This window comes from Pseudomonas sp. P2S-1, assembly GCF_057197725.1.
Genome location: NZ_CM170068.1, coordinates 3,282,046 through 3,299,217, shown reverse-complemented (window position 1 = coordinate 3,299,217; position 17,172 = coordinate 3,282,046). Strand labels below are relative to the sequence as shown.

Below are 17,172 nucleotides of genomic sequence, written 5' to 3'. Positions count from 1 at the left end.
GTTTGGCTTGCAGCTTTACCTCACCGCACTGACACCATCGAGCGTGGAGAATGAGGTGTCCTTGGCAGTTAGCAGGAAATCGCGCATGTACGGCGCATCGAGCATATCGGTGCGCACCGCCGCATAGAGCGTGGCGAACAGGCCTTTCTCCCCCAGGCGCTTGGCCTTCACATAGCCCCGCGAGCTGTACTCGTGCAGCGCCCAGTGCGGCATGCCGCACACGCCACGGCCGCTGGCCACCAGCTGCATCATCATCACCGACAGCTCCGAGGTGCGCACCTGCGCCGGTTCGATATCGGCCGGCTCCAGGAAGCGGGTGAAGATATCCAGACGATCACGCTCCACCGGGTAGGTGATCAGGGTTTCCCTGGCCAGGTCTTCCGGCACCACGTAGGGCTTGCCGGCCAGCGCGTGCTGGTTGGCCACGGCAAGCATGGCCTCGTAGGTGAACAGCGGCACATAGGTGATCCCGGCCAGGTCCAGCGGGTCGGAGGTCACTACCAGGTCGAGGTCGCCCCGGGCCAGGGCCGGCAGCGGCGCGAAGGCGAAGCCCGAGGCGAGGTCCAGCTCGACTTCCGGCCAGGCATCGCGGAACTGGTCGATGGTCGGCATCAGCCACTGGAAGCAGCTGTGGCATTCGATCGCCATGTGCAGGCGCCCGGCGGTGCCACCGGCGAGGCGGGCGATATCCCGTTCGGCACCGCGCAGCAGCGGCAGGGTGGCGTCGGCCAGTTGCAGCAGGCGCAGGCCGGCGCTGGTGAAGCGAATCGGCTTGGTCTTGCGCACGAATAACTGCATGCCCAGGCGTTCTTCCAGCTCCTTGAACTGGTGCGACAGCGCCGATTGGGTCAGGTGCAGGCGCTCGGCGGCCTCCACCAGGCTGTCGGCTTCGCGCAGGGCGTGCAGGGTTTTCAGATGGCGGATTTCCAGCACCCGGCATTCTCCATGAGGAATTTTTGAGGAAAACGGAATGGCGGTGAGTTTGTCTCATGCAGCGCCGGCTGTCGACCGGCGCTGCCCGAACGGTTACTGCGAGGCCGGCAGGCGGAACAGCTCGGCGAAGTGCTTTTTCGCCATCGGCCGGCCGATATCACCGCGCCAGATGCGCTCGGCACCCTCGCCCTGGGCCAGTTGCCATTGCAGGCCGAGGCGGCGTTGCTCGGCGGTTTTCAGATGGGCCTTGGTGAAACGCTCGAAGCCCGGGGTCTGCGACGGGTAGTGGAAATGCGCGTACCACAGGCTGTAGGGCTGGCCCCGGGTCAGGTCGCGGACCTCGTATTCGAGGAGGTAATCCGCTTGCCCTTCGACCCGCTTGGGCAGTTTGCCCAGGGTGCCGATCTTGCGGATATCCACGGCCTTGTGTTCGATCAGGTAATCGAGCATGCCCTCGTTGGGCGTCTTGCTCGCCAGTGACTGGCGGATGCGCAGGGTCCGTCCGCTGGCGACCAGTTCGTCGGCCGTGTGCCGCAGGGTGGCGATCAGCTCGGCCTGGGGGTTCTGTTCGGCGATACGCTCGGCGCGGACCCGCAGTTCGCCCGCCTCGCTGAGCAGCAGATGCTCCAGGTCGCGCGGCAGCATGTCGCTGCGGGCGTAGCTGTCGACCTTGTCCCGGTAGGCCGGCAGCTTGTCCAGGCGTTCGCGGGCTTCGCGCAGCAGGCGGTGGATGTCCACCGGTGTTCCCGGCTTCGAACTGCCCGGCTCGTCAAGCCGGCGCCAGCGCCCGGCACTGCCAGGGACATAAACCTCGGTGCGGTCATTGACCCGGTTGATGGTGATGCGCCGTTGCGGTCCGCCGGCATCTTCCTCGATGCCGATGAAGAACTGGTGGTCCTCGGTCTCGAACAGTTTACGCGCCACCGATGGACCGCGTCCGGGCACCGGGGCCGGTTTCGCGGCGGGCTCGGGAATCTTCTGTTTCCAGCGCTCGGCCAGTTCGCTGATCGATTGCAGGTGCTCCAGCAGCGGCTCGACGAAGTCATGGTCGAAGCAGTGTGCGTAGCTGGTGGACCAGGCCCGCAGGTTGTAGCCGTAGCGCTCGAAGGTGTCGATGCAGGCTTCCAGCATGCGCTTGCGCTGGTCGCCGCTGCTGCGGACTTCCGGCAGGTGGAACAGGTTGTTGAGGCTGCGGTCGACTTCGGTCCGCGCCTGGGCCACCGGAATCTGCAGATAGAACCAGGATTCGTCGGTCGCGGTTTCGTAGCGGTTGATCACTTCCAGGTAGTTGCGCACCTTGAGGATGTCGCAGGTGGCCTGGTTGAAGTTGCGCCGTGCGTAGCTGATGTCGGCGGCGACCTTGGCTTTCTGCGTGGCGTTGGTGATGCGCTTGCTCCACAGCTCGATGGCGTGGGTGTAGTTGGCCACCGCCTGCAGCTTGCCGATCAACTGGACCCGCAGGACCTTGCGCCGCTTCATGATCTCGAGATGGCGGGCGACGTCGGTGGCCGGGGTGTTGCGGGTCTGGTCGACCAGCTTGTCGACCTGGTCGAGGATTTCCGTGGCGCTGCGCTTGACCCCGTTGAGCTCGTTGGCCATGCGGTTGACCTGCAGCCAGGCGACCCGGCTCATCAGGTCGCGGGCGCGGGTACGGTTGTTGCCGGCGCTGAGCTGCGCCAGTTCCTCCAGTTCGGGGTAGACCTTGTCGGCGATCTGCCGCTCCCAGGCGTACTGGTTGGCCAGCTTTTCTGCCTGGCGGTAGCGCTGGCCATCGTCGGTCATGCGGTTGAACAGGCGCTGCTCCTCGCCGGTGCTCAGGTTCAGCCGGTGCAGTTCGCGCAACTGGTAGTCGGTGCTGTGTTGCAGGGCCCGCAGGCGGCGCAGGCCGGGATCGACCCACCAGCGCGGCAGGCGCTCGCGGATCACCGCCGGCCACAGTGGGTCGAGGCCGTCGGCGATCACCCCGATGACGTTGCCGCCGCCGCTGACCGGGCTGACCACGTTGACGCCGTAGAGCGCGCCATGGGTGTCCCAGTGGCCGCTGTCGTCGCGGGCGATCGGTTGCGGGTAGCGCTTCGCCGGGGTGCCGGCCAGGCGCCAGGTATGCCGTGCCGGGTCGAAGGTCACCTGGTACAGACGCCCATGGTTGAGGATGAAGTCGCCCTTGGCATGCCGGTAGACCCCGTCACTGTCCTCGATGATTCCGCCCAGGGACAGCTCGCCGGCGTATTCGTAGCCGCTGAAACGCTGGACTGCCGTGCGCCCGGCGATACGCCGGGCGGGCAGGCGGGCCAGGCCGTTCAACGTGCGCTGGCGGGTGATCCGGCGCAGCACTACCGGATCGATACTGAACCCCGGCAGCAGGTCCATCACGCCGTCGAGCAGGCTCATCAAGACCCACTCGAGCTGTTGCAGTGCCTCGCCGCTGTCGCCGCGCTGGAACGCCGCGGCCGCCTGGTTGGCCGCCAGCCAGCCATCGAAGGCTGCCACCAGGGTGCCGACGAAGGGCACCGCGCCGAGGGCCATCCTGATGTAGTTGAAGACCATGCCGCTTTCCAGGGCGTAGCGCTCCATGAACAGGTCGTGGCGCGAGCGCGAGGTGGAGCGGTGGGCGACGATCAACCGGCCCTTGTGCGCGTCGCACAGGTGCGCGGCCAGTCCGGTGCCCGTTGGCCAGGCCAGGCCGATGGCGATGAGGCCGTCGAACTGGCGGACACAGGCCGCATTGATCCGGCTGACATGGGCGGCGACCTCGCCCTCCAGGGCGCGGCCGGCCAGGTACTCGGCCATGCTTGCGTCGAAGCACAGGCGGAACAGCGCCTTGCGCGCGCTTTCCAGGCTGTCGAACTGGCGCAGGAACTGGCCGTCGGGGCTGTCCGGGAGGTAGAGCAGGGTGGTGTCGGCAGCGTGGATCAGGGTGACACCGGAAAGCCCGCTGGCGTGGCCTTCGGTGTCCTCGCCGCCGCTGGCCAGGAGCACCGGCAGGAGGCTGGCCTGGCGGTTGCCCTGGTCGATGGCGGCATCCAGCAGCGCCTTGCCCTGTGCATCGATCCGCTGCTGGCCCAGGGCCGCTTCGCCCTGGATGCGCAACATCAGGCGCAGCGGGTCGAGCAGGCATTCTTCGCGATGCTCGGCGGCGAAGGTGGCTTCGTTGGCGGTGCCCATGAAGGCGTCGAGGATTTTCTGCTCATAACGCTGGGCCACGTCCAGGTCGCTGACCATGGCGCCCAGCCAGTCCTGGGTGATGCCGGCCAGGACCCGGGCCTGCCCGGCGCTGTCGCCGCCGCTGACCAGCACCTGCATGAAGTGCAGGCGCTGCTGCATGGACAGGTCGATGTTCTGCAGCGCCAGGTCCTCGAGGCTCAGGCGACTGCGTGCGCTGCTCGGCACCGTGATCAGCTTGACCGGCGTGCCTGGCGCGCCCGAGCCGGGGACAGGGTCGCGGCCGTAGGTGACGCTGTCCGGCAGGTCGAGTTGCACCTGTACGTCGCGGCTCAGGTCGAAGGCCTGGCGCAGGCGCCCGGCGACCTGGTGGCGGGCGAATTCGCCGCGCAACGGCAGGGCGGCGGCCAGGTAGCTGCGCGAGCGGTGCACGGCGCCGAGATAGTCCTCGATCAGGCCCTTGAACGCTTGGCGCTCGCTGGCGCCGAGCCGGTGCAACCAGGCCGGGGCCTGGCGGGAGAGGATCAGGCTGCGCTGTTGTTCGAGCAGATGCTGGCGCGCGCTATCGCGAGCGGCATGGGCCGGTACCCGCAGTGTGTCGAGGGCGTCCTCGCGCAAGGCGTGCAGGCCCGCTTCAAGAGATGCACCGCTGCTGATGGCCTGCAACTCGCGCAGGGCGGCTTCATATTTTGATAGCTGCCGGGCGAGGCTGTGGTCGAAGGCATCTTCGGCCAGGGGCAGGACGCCGAGGCTGTTGGTGCCAGGCGCCAGCTTGAGGAACTCCCGCTCCAGAGCCTGGCGCGAGGCGAAGCCTTGCAGACCGCCGCCAGCGCCCGGCCAGCAAAGCAACACCGGCTGGGGGGCGGACAACTGGCCCTGGTCATCGCTGTGGCCGAGCAGCAGCACGCCCTCCAGCTCATGCACGCCGAGCTGGTCGTGGCGTTGCAGGTAGAGCGTGGCGGCGATCACCGGGTCCAGGCGTTGTGCGGCTTGCGGGGCCAGCAGCACGGCGTCGAGCAGGGCGCGGTGGTGGTGGTCCAGCAAGCCCAGCGCCTGCTGGATATGCGCCTCCGCGCGCAGGCCGGTGATCCGCGCCTGTTTCAGTGCCTGGTAATGCTCGCTGGTGCGGTCGGGGACGGTTGCGGCGAGCAAGGCCGAGGCGGCGGCGAAGCTGGCGGTTTCCGTGCCGGCAAGGGTATCGAGGGTGTCGAGCAGGCTGGCCGGCAGTTGTCCGGCGTTGGCCTCGGCCAGGGTTTCGAAGGCGGCGAGCTGTTGCTCGACCTTGGCCATCCGGGCGCTGAAGGGCAGGTCGTGATAGAGGCTGCCGAAGCTGTCGGCGCTGCGCGGGGCCTCGTCGTCGAGCAGGGGGATGGCCGGGGCCTCGGCCAGCAAGGGCGTGCTGCTGCGCCAGTGATCGAAGGCAAGGGCGGCCTCTGCCGTGTCGGCGTCGAGGCGCCGGATGCGCACGGCACCGAGCAGGCGCTTGAAGGCGCTGTCCAGCGGCGCGGCAACGTTTTCGTGGTCGATGCCGACGCAGCCGTCGAGCAGGTCCTGGCGGTCCAGCAGGTATTGCTCCAGCGCCGTGTGGTTGTCGAACGCCTGCAACGCCGGGCTATGGCCCGGCAGGTAGAGCAGGTGTCCGGCGATCACCAGTGCGCCGGGCAGGGAGCGCTGGCTGCCAGAAGCCAGGCGGCCGTGGGGGATGCTGGCCTGGCGGGTGTGGTGCAGGTCTGGCAGGTGTTCGCTGTTCACCCGGCCCTCGGCGAAGGCAAGGGCGCAGGCCGCCTGGTAATGCCGGCGAAAATGGCCGGCGGCGTCGGTGTGGCGGGCGACGCCGGTATGGCGCGCGCGGCCGTTCCACCAGGCCTGCCACTGATGGTCGCGTTCGTCGCGGGTTTGCCCGATATCGATGGCCGGGGCGTCGCGCAGCAGCTCGAACAGGCGCTGGCGGCTTTGCTGCAAGGCGCGGGTGGCAGCGAGGAACCGGTTTTCGTCGAGGTGGCGGGGGCTATCGAGGTGGCGGGTGAGGTCGAAATCGACCACGTCCGTCAGGGGGTGGTCCGGGGTGTCGAGCATGGGGGCTTGTCCTTGAGAGTGGGCCGGGAAAGGCGGATTTCAGGGCAAGCCATCAGGGGCAGGGCGGTAGTTATGTGTTGTTCTTCCCGGCCCTATCGCTGGCAAGCCAGCTCCCACAGGGTTTGCGGCGCCTGCAGTTCCCTGTGGGAGCTGGCTTGCCAGCGATAGGGTCCGCAATGGCAACACAAGGCCACTCGGCAGGGTTCATGAAATTGTCACCGAACTGTGGCAGCGCGCTGGCACAAACATCATCACACTCGCGCTCTACTGGGGATTTCGTTTTCGGTGTTTCTTCCATGCGGGTTTATTTATTTCTTCTGGCGCTGTTATGCGCCTGTTCTTCGTGGGCCGCGCCGCGCTGCGATGTGCACGCGCCGGTCCAGCAGGCTCAACTGCAACAGGTCAGCCTCGCCTACCAAAGCGTCGGCCGCGCCAGCGATCCGGCCCTGCTGCTGGTCATGGGCCTGGGCGGGCAACTGATCCACTGGCCCGACGAGGTGGTCGAGGCGTTGTGCAACCAGGGCTTCCGGGTGATCCGCTACGATAACCGCGATGTCGGCCTGTCGCACTGGAACCAGCCGCCCGCCGACGCCAGCCTGACCTACGAGCTGGTGCGCTATCGCCTGGGCTTGTCGGTGAATGCGCCCTATACCCTTGAAGACATGGCCGAGGACGGCCTGGAACTGATGCACTACCTGGGCGCCGAACGCTTCCACGTACTGGGCGTGAGCATGGGCGGGATGATCGCCCAGCATGTCGCCGCCATGGCGCCTGACAGGGTCGAGAGCCTGACCCTGATCATGTCCAGCTCCGGCGCCCAGGGCCTGCCGGCCCCGAGCCCGGCGCTGATCCGCCAGTTGGCCCAGCGCAGTGCGCCGAACCGCGAGGTGGCGATCGAGCAGCAGGCCGACCTGCTGGCCGCGCTGGGCAGCCCGCAGGTGAAGGATGATCGTCAGGTGCTGTTGCATCAGGCGGCGCTGTCCTATGACCGCGCCTTCAATCCGGACGGGGTGAAGCGCCAGATCATGGCGATCCTCGCCGAGCCGAGTCGGGTCGAGCTGCTCAATCGCCTGCGGGTGCCGACCCTGGTGGTCCACGGCACCGCCGACCCGCTGTTGCCGGTGATGCATGGTGTGCACCTGGCGGCGCATATCCAGGGCAGCCAACTGGCCCTGATTCCCGGCCTGGCCCATCGTTTCCAGGAGCCGTTCAAGGCGGCGCTGCTGGCCGCGGTGCTGCCGTACCTGCAATCACACCGGGCCGACGATATCCGTCATATCGCCCAGCGTTAGTGCAGGCGCACCCAAACGCTGACGAGAATGCCTGCCGCGACCAGCCAGGCCAGCGCCGCCAGGGCCAGCGAGGCCTCCAGGCGCAGGCGATCCACGAGGAAATACAGCGCGGCGAGATAGACGAAGTACGGAATGATCGACCACATGCCGAAGACGATGGTGGTCTTCAGATCGTCCAGCGAACGGCCCTTGCCGACGATGTAGTGGGCGATCAGGGCGAAGGTGGGAAACAGCGGCACCAGCCCGGCGATGTAGTAGTTGCGGGTCTTGGCCAGCATGGCGAGGATCACCACCACCGCAGCGCCGAGACAGGCCTTGAGTATCAGGTCCATTCGCTTCGTCCTCAGCCCAGTCCGTACTTTTTGACTTTGTCGAACAGGGTGGTCTTGGCCATGCCCAGCTCCTGGCTGGCCTGGCTGAGATTGCCCCCGGTGCGTTGCAGCGCGTCGCTCAGCAGGTTGCGCTCGAAGGCTTCCACCGCCTCGGCGAAACCCACCCCCTGCGAGGTGGCGGCGCCGGCCTTCTTGAACGCCGGCAGGCCGAGGGCGAAGCGCTCGGCGACGTTGCGCAGCTCGCGCACGTTGCCCGGCCAGTCGTGGCTCATCAGACGTGACAGGGTCTGGCTGTCCAGTTGCGGCGCCTCGCGGTCGAAGCGCAGCGAGGATTGCTGGAGGAAGTGCTCGAACAACTGCAGGATGTCTTCGCGGCGCTCGCGCAGCGGCGGCAGTTCCAGGGTCACCACGTTGAGCCGGTAGTACAGGTCGCTGCGGAACTGGCCACTCTGGCCCAGGGCTTCCAGGTCCGACTTGGTCGCTGCGATCACCCGGCAATCCACCGGAATGCTCTGGTTCGAACCGAGGCGCTCCAGGGTGCGTTCCTGCAGGACCCGCAGCAATTTGATCTGCAGGTTGATCGGCATGGTCTCGATCTCGTCGAGGAACAGCGTGCCGCCATTGGCGTGCTCGATCTTGCCGATGCGTCGCTTGCCCGCGCCGGTAAAGGCGTTGGCCTCGTGGCCGAAGATCTCGCTTTCGAACAGGTTCTCCGGCATCCCGCCGCAGTTGAGGGCGACGAAGGGCTGGCCCTGGCGGCGGCTGAAGTCGTGCAGGCAACGGGCGACCAGCTCCTTGCCGGTGCCGGTCTCGCCTTCGATCAGCACGTTGGCCGAGGTGTCGGCGACGTTGGCGATCAGCTCGCGCAGGTTCTGCATGGCCGGCGAGCGTCCGATGATCCGGCCTTCCAGGGTGCTGCGCTCGGCCAGTTGGCGGCGCAGGGCGAAGACTTCCCGGGCCAGGCCACGCTGTTCCAGGGCGCGGCGCACCACGTCGACCAGGCGCTCCGGCGAGAAGGGCTTTTCCATGAAGTCGTAGGCGCCGTTGCGCATGGCGCCGACCGCCATGTCGATATCGCCATGGCCGGTGATCAGCACCACCGGCAGGCTGCTGTCGCGGGCCTTGAGCCGGGTCAGCAGTTCCAGGCCATCGATGCCGGGCAGGCGGATGTCGCTGACGACGATCCCGGCGAAATCATCGCCGATCCGCTCCAGGGCCTGTTCGGCGCTGCCCACGCCTTCGCTGACGATATCTTCCAGGGCCAGCGCCTGCTGGCAGCCGAGCAGCACATGCGGGTCGTCTTCGACGATCAAAACGGTCAGGGGCGATGTGTTCATAAGGACTCGGCGGGTTCAGTGGGCGCGGGGAGCAGCGGCAGGCTGAGGACGAACGCGGTGCCGCCGCTGGCGGGGTGCTCGACGTTCAGGCTGCCACCGGCAGCGGCGGCGAGGCTGGCGGACAGGGTCAGGCCGAGGCCCAGGCCGTGCTCGCCGGGTTTGGTGGTGAAGAAGGGTTCGAACAGGTGCTTGCGCGCCTCGTCATCGATGCCGTGGCCGTTGTCGCGTACGCGCAGGCGGTATTTGCCGTCCTGCACTTCGCCTTCCAGCCACAGCTCCGGCAGCGGCACGGCGGCCATGGCGTCGAGGGCGTTGCCGATCAGGTTGACGAGGATCTGCTCCAGGCGGGTCTGGTCGATCTTTAGTTGTTGCTCGCTGTAGTGGCTGTGCAGCTTCAGGTGGCAGCCTTCGATACGCGCGGCGAGCACCTGCAGGGTGGCGTCCACCGCCTTGGCCAGCGAGGCCTGGCCGCGGTCATCGCCGCGCCGGGCGAAGGAGCGCAGGCTGGCGGTGATGCGGCCCATGCGGTCGATCAGGTCGTTCATGGTCAGCAGGTTGGCGCTGGCGATTTCCAGGGAGCCCCGCTGGAGGAAGCGCACGGTATTGCCGGACAGGGTGCGCAGCGCCGCCAGCGGCTGGTTCAGCTCGTGGGCAATGCTGGTGGACATCTGTCCGATGGCCGCCAGTTTGCCGGCCTGGACCAGTTCGTCCTGGGCATGGCGCAGGGTTTCCTCGGCCTGGCGGCGTTCGCGGATCTGCGCCTTGAGGCGGTCGTTGCTGGCGCGCAGGTCGGCGGTGCGTTCGGCGATCTTGCGTTCCAGCTGGTTGTTGGCTTCTTCCAGGGCTTCCCGGGCCGCCAGGCGAGTGGCAATCACCTTGCGCCGCTCGTTCCAGGCGATGGCGAGGATGGTCAGCAGGGCGAAGGCGATGGCAACCAGTACGCCCTGGATGATCGATTCGCGGCGCAGGTCCTGCAGCGGGGTCAGCAGGGTGAAGTGCCAGGGGGTATCGGCAAGACGGCGGGTCTGGGCCAGGTAGGACACCTCATGGGTACCGTCCTCCAGGCGGGCGTTCGCCGGGAAGGTCAGCTTCTCCTGGTCGTCGCCGAGTTTTTCCCGGGCCAGCGGTTGCAGCTCGTTGAGGGAGAACCAGTAGTACTGCAGGCTGCGGGCCAGGCGTTCTTTCACTTCCGCGGTCAGCGGGCGTACCGACTTCAGGCGCCGGGCCGGATCGCTGGACAGGATGATGATGCCGTTCTCGTCGGTGACGAAGGCTTCCAGGCGCGCGCGCTGCCAGCGTTCTTCAAGGGCTTCGAGGCGCACCTTGATCACTGCGACGCCGATGATCTTGCCGTGTTCTTCCAGACCGTGGGCGAGGAAGTAGCCGGGTTCGCCGGTGGTGCTGCCGATACCGTAGAAACGCCCCGGCTGGCCGCGCACGGCGTCCTGGAAATAGGCACGGAACGACAGGTCTTCACCGAGGAAGCTGTCGACGTCGCGCCAGTTGCTGGTGGCCTGGACCCGGCCCGTGGTGTCGAGGACGAAGATCGCCCGGCTGCGGCTGCGGCGGTTCAGGCCCTCGAGGTATTCGTTGACCGCCTGGCGGTGTTCGCCGTCGGGTTCGGTGAGCAGCTTCGACACGCTGTCTTCCAGCTCCAGCAGGCTGGGCAGGTAGGTGTACTTGCTGATTTCGCTTTCGACCGTGCGCGCGTGCAGCTCGAGCTGGCGCTCGCCGTTGTCGCTCAAGGTGCGGATGCCGTTGTGCTCGCTGACCAGGTAACCGGCGACACCGAGCCCGATCGTCAGCAGCAGGATCAGCGGCGGAATCAGCAGTTGGCGGATGAGACGGGGTTTCACGGCAAGGGCAGGCTTGGCTGGGCGAAAAAGCGTAGGGTCGCATTTCATCACAGAGGCCTTGTAACGACCAGCGCCCCGCGTGTGCGGGGCGCTGTTTGCTTAGTGCTGCAGGATCTTGCTGAGGAAGTGCTGGGTGCGCTCGTGGCGGCCCGACGGATCGCCGAAGAAGTCATCCTTCTGGCAGTCCTCGATGATGTTGCCCTTGTCCATGAAGATCACCCGGTTGGCGACCTTGCGCGCAAAGCCCATTTCGTGGGTCACGCACATCATGGTCATGCCTTCGTGGGCCAGCTCGACCATCACGTCCAGTACTTCGTTGACCATTTCCGGGTCCAGCGCCGAGGTCGGCTCGTCGAAGAGCATGACGATCGGGTCCATGGACAGCGCCCGGGCAATCGCCACGCGCTGCTGCTGGCCGCCGGACAACTGGCCGGGGTGCTTCTTGGCGTGGGCCGAGAGGCCGACGCGGTCGAGCAGGGCCAGGCCCTTCTTGGTCGCTTCCGCTTCGCTGCGGCCGAGCACCTTGCGCTGGGCGATGGTCAGGTTCTCGGTGATGCTCAGGTGCGGGAACAGCTCGAAGTGCTGGAACACCATGCCGACCCGGGAGCGCAGCTTGGGCAGGTTGGTCTTCGGGTCGGCGATCGAGGTGCCGTCGACGATGATGTCGCCCTTCTGGAAGGGTTCCAGGGCGTTGACGCACTTGATCAGGGTCGACTTGCCGGAGCCGGACGGCCCGCAGACCACCACCACTTCACCTTTCTTGACCTCGGTGTTGCAGTCGGTCAGCACCTGGAAGTCGCCGTACCACTTGTTGACGTTCTTGATGGAAATCATACGGTTATCCTTTTCTGCAGACGCTTGACCAGGAAGGAAGCGGAGAAGCTGATGACGAAGTAGACGGCGCCGGCGAACAGCAGGAACTCATGGGAGCGTCCGATGATGTCGCCGTTGGCGCGAGCCGAGTTGAGGAAGTCCACCAGGCCGACGGTGTACACCAGCGAGGTGTCCTGGAACAGGATGATGCTCTGCTGCAGCAGCAGCGGGGTCATCTTGCGGAACGCCTGGGGCAGGATGATCAGGCGCATGGTCTGGCCGTAGGTCATGCCCAGGGCCTGTGCCGCACCCATCTGGCCCTTGGAGATCGACTGCACGCCGGCACGCACGATCTCGCAGAAGTAGGCCGCCTCGAACATCATGAAGGCCACGACGCAGGAGGTGAACGCCCCGATCGGGGTGTCTTCGCCGGTGATCCAGCGCAGCACGAACGGCACTGCCAGGTAGAACCAGGTGATCACCAGCAGCAGCGGGATCGAGCGAAAGTAGTTGACGTAGGCACCGGCCACGTTGGCCAGCAGCTTGCTCGACGACAGGCGCATGAGGGCGAGGAGGGTGCCCAGGGCGATACCGCCGACCACGCCCATGACCATCAGTTTCAGGGTCATCAGCATGCCGTCCCACAGGGCGGGCAGGGCCGGGATGATTTCGCTGAAGTCCAGTTCCATCATTTACCTCCCACGGAAATCAGGCCAGGCACGGCGACTTTCTTCTCGACCATGCGCATGAGCAGCATCAGGCCCATGTTCAGGGTGAAGTAGATCAGCGTCGCCAGGGTGAAGGCTTCGAACAGGTTGGCGGAGAACTCGGCGGTCTGCTTGGTCTGCGCGAGCAGTTCCATCAGGCCGATCAGCGAGGCTACCGACGAGTTCTTGAAGACGTTGAGGAACTCCGAGGTGAGCGGCGGAATGATGATCCGGTAGGCCTGGGGCAGCAGGACGTTGCGGTAGATCTGCGACAGGCTGAAGCCCATGGCCCGGGCGGCGGCTTCCTGGCCGCGGGGCAGGGCCTGGATGCCGGTGCGCACCTGTTCGCAGACCCGTGCGGCGGTGAACAGGCCGAGGCAGATGACCACGCTGATCAGTGCCGAGGTGGTCGGGTTGAGGTCCTGCTTGAACCACTCCTGCAGGCCTTCGGGCAGCAGGTCGGGGACCAGGAAGTACCAGATGAACAGCTGCACCAGCAGCGGCACGTTGCGGAAGAGTTCCACGTAGCAGGTGGCGATGCCCGATACCAGGCGGTTCGGCACGGTGCGCATCACGCCGAGCACCGAGCCCAGCAGCAAGGCGATGATCCAGGCGGCGATGGCAATGGCGATGGTCCAGCCCAGGCCGGTGATGTACCAGTCCAGATAGGTTTCGTCGCCCACGCCGGTGGACTTGAAGAATACGCCCCAGTCCCAGTTGTAATTCATCGGGGTCTCCCCTCGGATAGGTTGTTTCACGGGCACCTTCCCGCACCGGGGGCGCGCGCGCCCTCGGGGGAAAGGTTAGACACTAGTGAGTGGCCGTGTGGCTGATTCGTGCATTCGGATCAGCCACGTCCGGCATCAGGCGTGGATCAGGACTGCTTTTCGTCCGCAGCCTTGTCGGTCGGATTCTCGATCAGCTTCTTCAGTTCTTCGCTCATCGGGAACTGCAGGTTCAGGCCTTTTGGCGGTACTGGCTGCTGGAACCACTTGTCGTAGATCTTGTTGATCTCGCCGGACTTGTACAGGGCGACGATGGCGTCATCCACGGCTTTCTTGAAGGCCGGGTCGTCCTTGCGCACCATGCAGCCGTAGATCTCGTAGGACTGCGGAGTACCGGTGATGACCCAGTCGGCCGGCTTCTTGGCCTTGGCCATTTCGCCGGCGAGCAGGGCGTCGTCCATCATGAAGGCCACGGCGCGGCCGCTTTCCAGCATGTTGAAGGCTTCGCCGTGGTCCTTGGCGGAGATCACGTTCATCTTCATCTGCTTGTCGGCGTTCATCGCCTTGAGCAGGCGCTCGGAGGTGGTACCGGCGGTGGTCACCACGTTCTTGCCGGCCAGGTCCGGGAAGTCCTTGTAGGTGGGTTGTCCGTCCTTGACCTTGGTCAGCAGGCGGGTACCGACTTCGAAGATGCCGACGGAGAAGGCAACCTGCTGCTGGCGCTCGACGTTGTTGGTGGTGGAGCCGCATTCCAGGTCGACGGTGCCGTTCTGCACCAGCGGGATACGGGTCTGGGAGGTGACCAGGTTGTAGCGGGCCTTGAGGTCCGGAGCGTTCAGCTCTTTCTTCAGGTGTTCGACCACGGCGACCTGGATGTCATGGGAGTAGCCCACGGGCTCCGGCTTGCCGGCCAGGTAGGAAAACGGAATGGAAGAGTCGCGGTGGCCCAGGGTGATGGTGCCCGAGTCCTTGATCTTTTTCAGGGTGCCGGTGAGCTCTTCGGCCATGACAGGGGACGAGATCACGGCGGCCGCGATAGCAGCGCCCAACAGATGACGAACGATACGCATCGAATTTTCCTCGAGGTGTGTTTGTTTTTCTTATGAGGCCGTTGGCCGGCCGTTCGTTCAGCGACCGCTGCGTTTCCACATCGGCGCATTCGGGTTGTGAGTGTAGAGCATGAGTCGTGCCAGGCCGTGATTTCGATCAGCGAAGCCCGTCCTACAGGGGTAGCAGAGGTTTTTGACGGGGGTTTTACAGCGCGGGATATCCGGTAGGCCGAATGGGGCGGGGTATAGCGTTCGGGAAACCGAACGCTGGGTAAACATCTTGTTTCATGTGTTGTTCTTTCGGGCCCTATCGCTGGCAAGCCAGCTCCCACAGGTTCACCACTGTTCTTGAGAACACCGCTGTACCTGTGGGAGCTGGCTTGCCAGCGATAGGGCCCTCAGCAGCACTGAAGAATCAGGCTGCCCGACTCAATTCCCGGCGCTGCAGATAACCAACCAGGTTCTGCTGCTCACCCTCGCTCATGAACAGCCCCAGCTTGCTCCGGCGCCACAGGATGTCCTCGGCCGACACCGCCCACTCTTCTCGGCACAGGTAATCCACTTCCCGGCTGAACAACCCTCCACCGAGGGCCTCACCCAGATCTTCCGGCCCCTTCGCCCCGTCCAGCAACTGCCAGGTGCGGCTGCCGTAGGTCAGCGCCCAGCGCTTGGCCAGCGCCGCCGGCAGCCAGCCGAAACGCGCGAGGATTTCGTCGCACAGGGCCTGTGGCGTGCTCATGCCTTCACCGCCCGGCAGCGGCGCAGTCGCGGTCCAGCTGCCGGTCATCTGGGTGAACCACGGCGCCAGTTCGCCCATGGCCGATTCGGCCAGCTTGCGGTAGGTGGTCAGCTTGCCGCCGAATACCGACAGCAGCGGCGCCTGGCCGTCCTCGGAGGACAGCGCCAGGGTGTAGTCGCGGGTCACCGCCGAAGGGTTGTCCGACTCGTCGTTGCACAGCGGGCGCACGCCGGAATAGGTGTGCAGGATGTCGTCGCGGCTCAGGCGCTGCTTGAAGTGCTGGTTGACCACCTTGAGCAGGTAGCCGGTTTCTTCCTCGGTGATCTGCACCCGGGCCGGGTCGCCGCTGTATTCGCGGTCGGTGGTGCCGATCAGGGTGAAGCGTTCCAGGTAGGGGATGCAGAAGACGATGCGCTGGTCCTCGTTCTGCAGGATGTAGGCGTGCTCGCCCTCGTAGAACTTCGGCACGATCAGGTGGCTGCCCTGGATCAGGCGGATGCCGTAGGGCGCGTCGAGATGCAGGTCATCCTTGATGAACTTCGCCACCCACGGGCCGGCGGCATTCACCAGCGAACGGGCCTGGATGCTTTGCAGGCTGCCGTCGGCGCGCTCGATCTGCACGTTCCACAGCTTGCCGTGGCGGCTGGCGCTGACGCAGCGGGTGCGGGTGAGGATGTGCGCGCCGCGTTCACGGGCGGCCATGGCGTTGAGCACCACCAGGCGGGCGTCGTCCACGGCGCAGTCGGCATATTCGAAACCGCGGGTGATCTCCGCCTTCAGCGGGTTGCCGTCGCCGAAGCGCAGGCTGCGTGAGGCACCGAGTTTCTTGCGCTTGCCGAGATTGTCGTAGAGGAACAGGCCGGCACGGATCATCCAGGCCGGGCGCAGGTGCGGGCGGTGCGGCAGGACGAAACGCATCGGCTTGACGATATGCGGCGCCTTGGCCAGCAGCACCTCGCGTTCGGCCAGGGCCTCGCGCACCAGGCGGAATTCGTAATGTTCGAGATAGCGCAGGCCGCCGTGGATCAGCTTGCTGCTGGCCGAGGAGGTGTGGCTGGCCAGGTCGTCCTTTTCGCAAAGGAACACCGACAGGCCGCGTCCGGCAGCATCGGCGGCAATGCCGACACCATTGATGCCGCCACCAATGACGGCGACGTCATAGATTTCGGCAAGGATGGGAGCGCTGGAATGGGACACGGCACGGCCTCTCGAAAGTCGTTTTGATATCTTTTATGAACATGAATGTTCGTATTCGAAAATGTTAGCCGAACGAAAAGCCGCCGGCCAGTGACTTTTCATAGAAAATACTGATCGGGTTACAAACAAATGAAAAATTTCGAACATTGACGCCGCCACCCGAGCGGTGGCGGCGGGAGGCGGGGTCAGACGACTTCGAGGCGGATCTTGTGCTGGTTGAGCAACTGGGTCAGGGCGCTGACCGGTGCCTGGTCGGTCACCAGGCAGTCGATCAGGCTGATCGAACCCAGGCGCACCATGGCGTTGCGCCCGAACTTGCTGGAGTCGGCGGCCAGGATCACCTGGCGCGCGTTGGCGATGATCGCCTGGGACACCCGCACTTCCTGGTAGTCGAAGTCCAGCAGGCTGCCGTCCTCGTCGATGCCGCTGATGCCGACCAGGGCGAAGTCGACCTTGAACTGGCTGATGAAATCGACGCTGGCCTGGCCCACCACACCGCCGTCGCGGCGCACGGTGCCGCCAGCCAGTTGCACTTCGAAATCGTCCTTGGCACTGAGGATCGACGCCACATGCAGGTTGTTGGTGATGATCTTCAGGTGGTTGTGGTTGAGCAGGGCGCGGGCGATGGATTCGGTGGTGGTGCCGATATTGATGAACAGCGAAGCGTGATCGGGAATCTGCCGGGCCACGGCTTCGGCGATGCGCTGCTTCTCGTCGCGCATCTGGTCGGCGCGCATGGCGTAGGCGGTGTTCTCGATACTGGAGTCGTAGGCCGCGCCACCGTGATAGCGGCGCAGCAGGTTGACCTCCGCCAGCTGGTTGATATCGCGGCGGATGGTTTGCGGGGTGACGACGAACAACTGCGCCATTTCCTCGATACTGACGTAGCCGCGTTCACGGACCAGTTCGAGAATTTGTTGTTGGCGGGGAGGCAGATTCATGGGCGTCCTTCAG

12 protein-coding genes are annotated in these 17,172 nt (G+C 65.6%); 1 reads left to right on the top strand and 11 read right to left on the bottom strand.

All coding sequences use genetic code 11. The annotated features are described in order from the left end of the window. Positions 1-15 precede the first annotated feature (15 nt). Positions 16-933 carry a transcriptional regulator MetR gene (gene metR, locus AC2CQI_RS14530; RefSeq protein ID WP_484577113.1) on the bottom strand — a complete coding sequence of 306 codons (918 nt, stop codon included), beginning with the start codon at positions 931-933 and terminating at the stop codon, positions 16-18. A gap of 93 nt (positions 934-1,026) precedes the next feature. Continuing rightward, positions 1,027-6,171, bottom strand: a complete 5,145-nt coding sequence (locus tag AC2CQI_RS14525) for a dermonecrotic toxin domain-containing protein (RefSeq protein WP_484580562.1) — start codon at positions 6,169-6,171, stop codon at positions 1,027-1,029. 296 nt (positions 6,172-6,467) lie between these two features. Here AC2CQI_RS14525 and AC2CQI_RS14520 point away from each other — a divergent pair, with 296 nt between their 5' ends. Then, the gene (locus AC2CQI_RS14520; protein WP_484580561.1) at positions 6,468-7,463 is read left to right on the top strand and encodes an alpha/beta fold hydrolase; all 996 of its coding nucleotides are present in this window, start codon (positions 6,468-6,470) and stop codon (positions 7,461-7,463) included. Here AC2CQI_RS14520 and AC2CQI_RS14515 read toward each other — a convergent pair. The 9 genes from AC2CQI_RS14515 to AC2CQI_RS14475 all read right to left on the bottom strand — a co-directional run bounded on the left by AC2CQI_RS14515 (position 7,460) and on the right by AC2CQI_RS14475 (position 17,159). Further along, positions 7,460-7,786 carry a GlpM family protein gene (locus AC2CQI_RS14515; protein WP_178391954.1) on the bottom strand — a complete coding sequence of 109 codons (327 nt, stop codon included), beginning with the start codon at positions 7,784-7,786 and terminating at the stop codon, positions 7,460-7,462. The two genes, AC2CQI_RS14520 and AC2CQI_RS14515, sit on opposite strands and share 4 nt — an antisense overlap. A gap of 20 nt (positions 7,787-7,806) precedes the next feature. Beyond that, positions 7,807-9,132 carry a two-component response regulator AauR gene (gene aauR, locus AC2CQI_RS14510; protein WP_075801332.1) on the bottom strand — a complete coding sequence of 442 codons (1,326 nt, stop codon included), beginning with the start codon at positions 9,130-9,132 and terminating at the stop codon, positions 7,807-7,809. Continuing rightward, entirely contained in the window at positions 9,129-11,036 is a 1,908-nt protein-coding gene (gene aauS, locus AC2CQI_RS14505; RefSeq protein ID WP_484580560.1) for a two-component sensor histidine kinase AauS, read from the bottom strand. The genes aauR and aauS overlap by 4 nt, the downstream gene beginning before the upstream one ends. Before the next feature lie 51 nt (positions 11,037-11,087). Continuing rightward, complete coding sequence (locus tag AC2CQI_RS14500; protein ID WP_075801330.1) at positions 11,088-11,822, bottom strand: amino acid ABC transporter ATP-binding protein; 735 nt, start codon at positions 11,820-11,822, stop codon at positions 11,088-11,090. Beyond that, a complete protein-coding gene (locus tag AC2CQI_RS14495; RefSeq protein ID WP_484580559.1) occupies positions 11,819-12,490 on the bottom strand; it encodes an ABC transporter permease subunit in 672 nt (223 codons plus the stop codon). Before AC2CQI_RS14495 ends, AC2CQI_RS14500 begins: the two co-directional genes overlap by 4 nt. Continuing rightward, a complete protein-coding gene (locus AC2CQI_RS14490; protein ID WP_075801328.1) occupies positions 12,490-13,236 on the bottom strand; it encodes an amino acid ABC transporter permease in 747 nt (248 codons plus the stop codon). Before AC2CQI_RS14490 ends, AC2CQI_RS14495 begins: the two co-directional genes overlap by 1 nt. A 146-nt stretch (positions 13,237-13,382) precedes the next feature. Beyond that, positions 13,383-14,303 (bottom strand): glutamate/aspartate ABC transporter substrate-binding protein, encoded by a 921-nt coding sequence (locus AC2CQI_RS14485; RefSeq protein WP_075801327.1) that lies wholly within the window; start codon positions 14,301-14,303, stop codon positions 13,383-13,385. A gap of 394 nt (positions 14,304-14,697) precedes the next feature. After that, the gene (gene glpD, locus AC2CQI_RS14480; protein ID WP_484580558.1) at positions 14,698-16,218 is read right to left on the bottom strand and encodes a glycerol-3-phosphate dehydrogenase; all 1,521 of its coding nucleotides are present in this window, start codon (positions 16,216-16,218) and stop codon (positions 14,698-14,700) included. Between the two features lie 185 nt (positions 16,219-16,403). Further along, a complete protein-coding gene (locus AC2CQI_RS14475) occupies positions 16,404-17,159 on the bottom strand; it encodes a DeoR/GlpR family transcriptional regulator (protein ID WP_075801325.1) in 756 nt (251 codons plus the stop codon). Positions 17,160-17,172: the final 13 nt, after the last annotated feature.

Coding starts and splice junctions, on each gene's coding strand:
- AC2CQI_RS14525 (WP_484580562.1), bottom strand. CDS start 6,171: ATGCTCGACACCCCGGACCACCCCCTGACGGACGTGGTCGATTTCGAC.
- AC2CQI_RS14520 (WP_484580561.1), top strand. CDS start 6,468: ATGCGGGTTTATTTATTTCTTCTGGCGCTGTTATGCGCCTGTTCTTCG.
- aauR (WP_075801332.1), bottom strand. CDS start 9,132: ATGAACACATCGCCCCTGACCGTTTTGATCGTCGAAGACGACCCGCAT.
- aauS (WP_484580560.1), bottom strand. CDS start 11,036: ATGAAATGCGACCCTACGCTTTTTCGCCCAGCCAAGCCTGCCCTTGCC.
- AC2CQI_RS14500 (WP_075801330.1), bottom strand. CDS start 11,822: ATGATTTCCATCAAGAACGTCAACAAGTGGTACGGCGACTTCCAGGTG.
- AC2CQI_RS14495 (WP_484580559.1), bottom strand. CDS start 12,490: ATGGAACTGGACTTCAGCGAAATCATCCCGGCCCTGCCCGCCCTGTGG.
- AC2CQI_RS14490 (WP_075801328.1), bottom strand. CDS start 13,236: ATGAATTACAACTGGGACTGGGGCGTATTCTTCAAGTCCACCGGCGTG.
- AC2CQI_RS14485 (WP_075801327.1), bottom strand. CDS start 14,303: ATGCGTATCGTTCGTCATCTGTTGGGCGCTGCTATCGCGGCCGCCGTG.
- AC2CQI_RS14475 (WP_075801325.1), bottom strand. CDS start 17,159: ATGAATCTGCCTCCCCGCCAACAACAAATTCTCGAACTGGTCCGTGAA.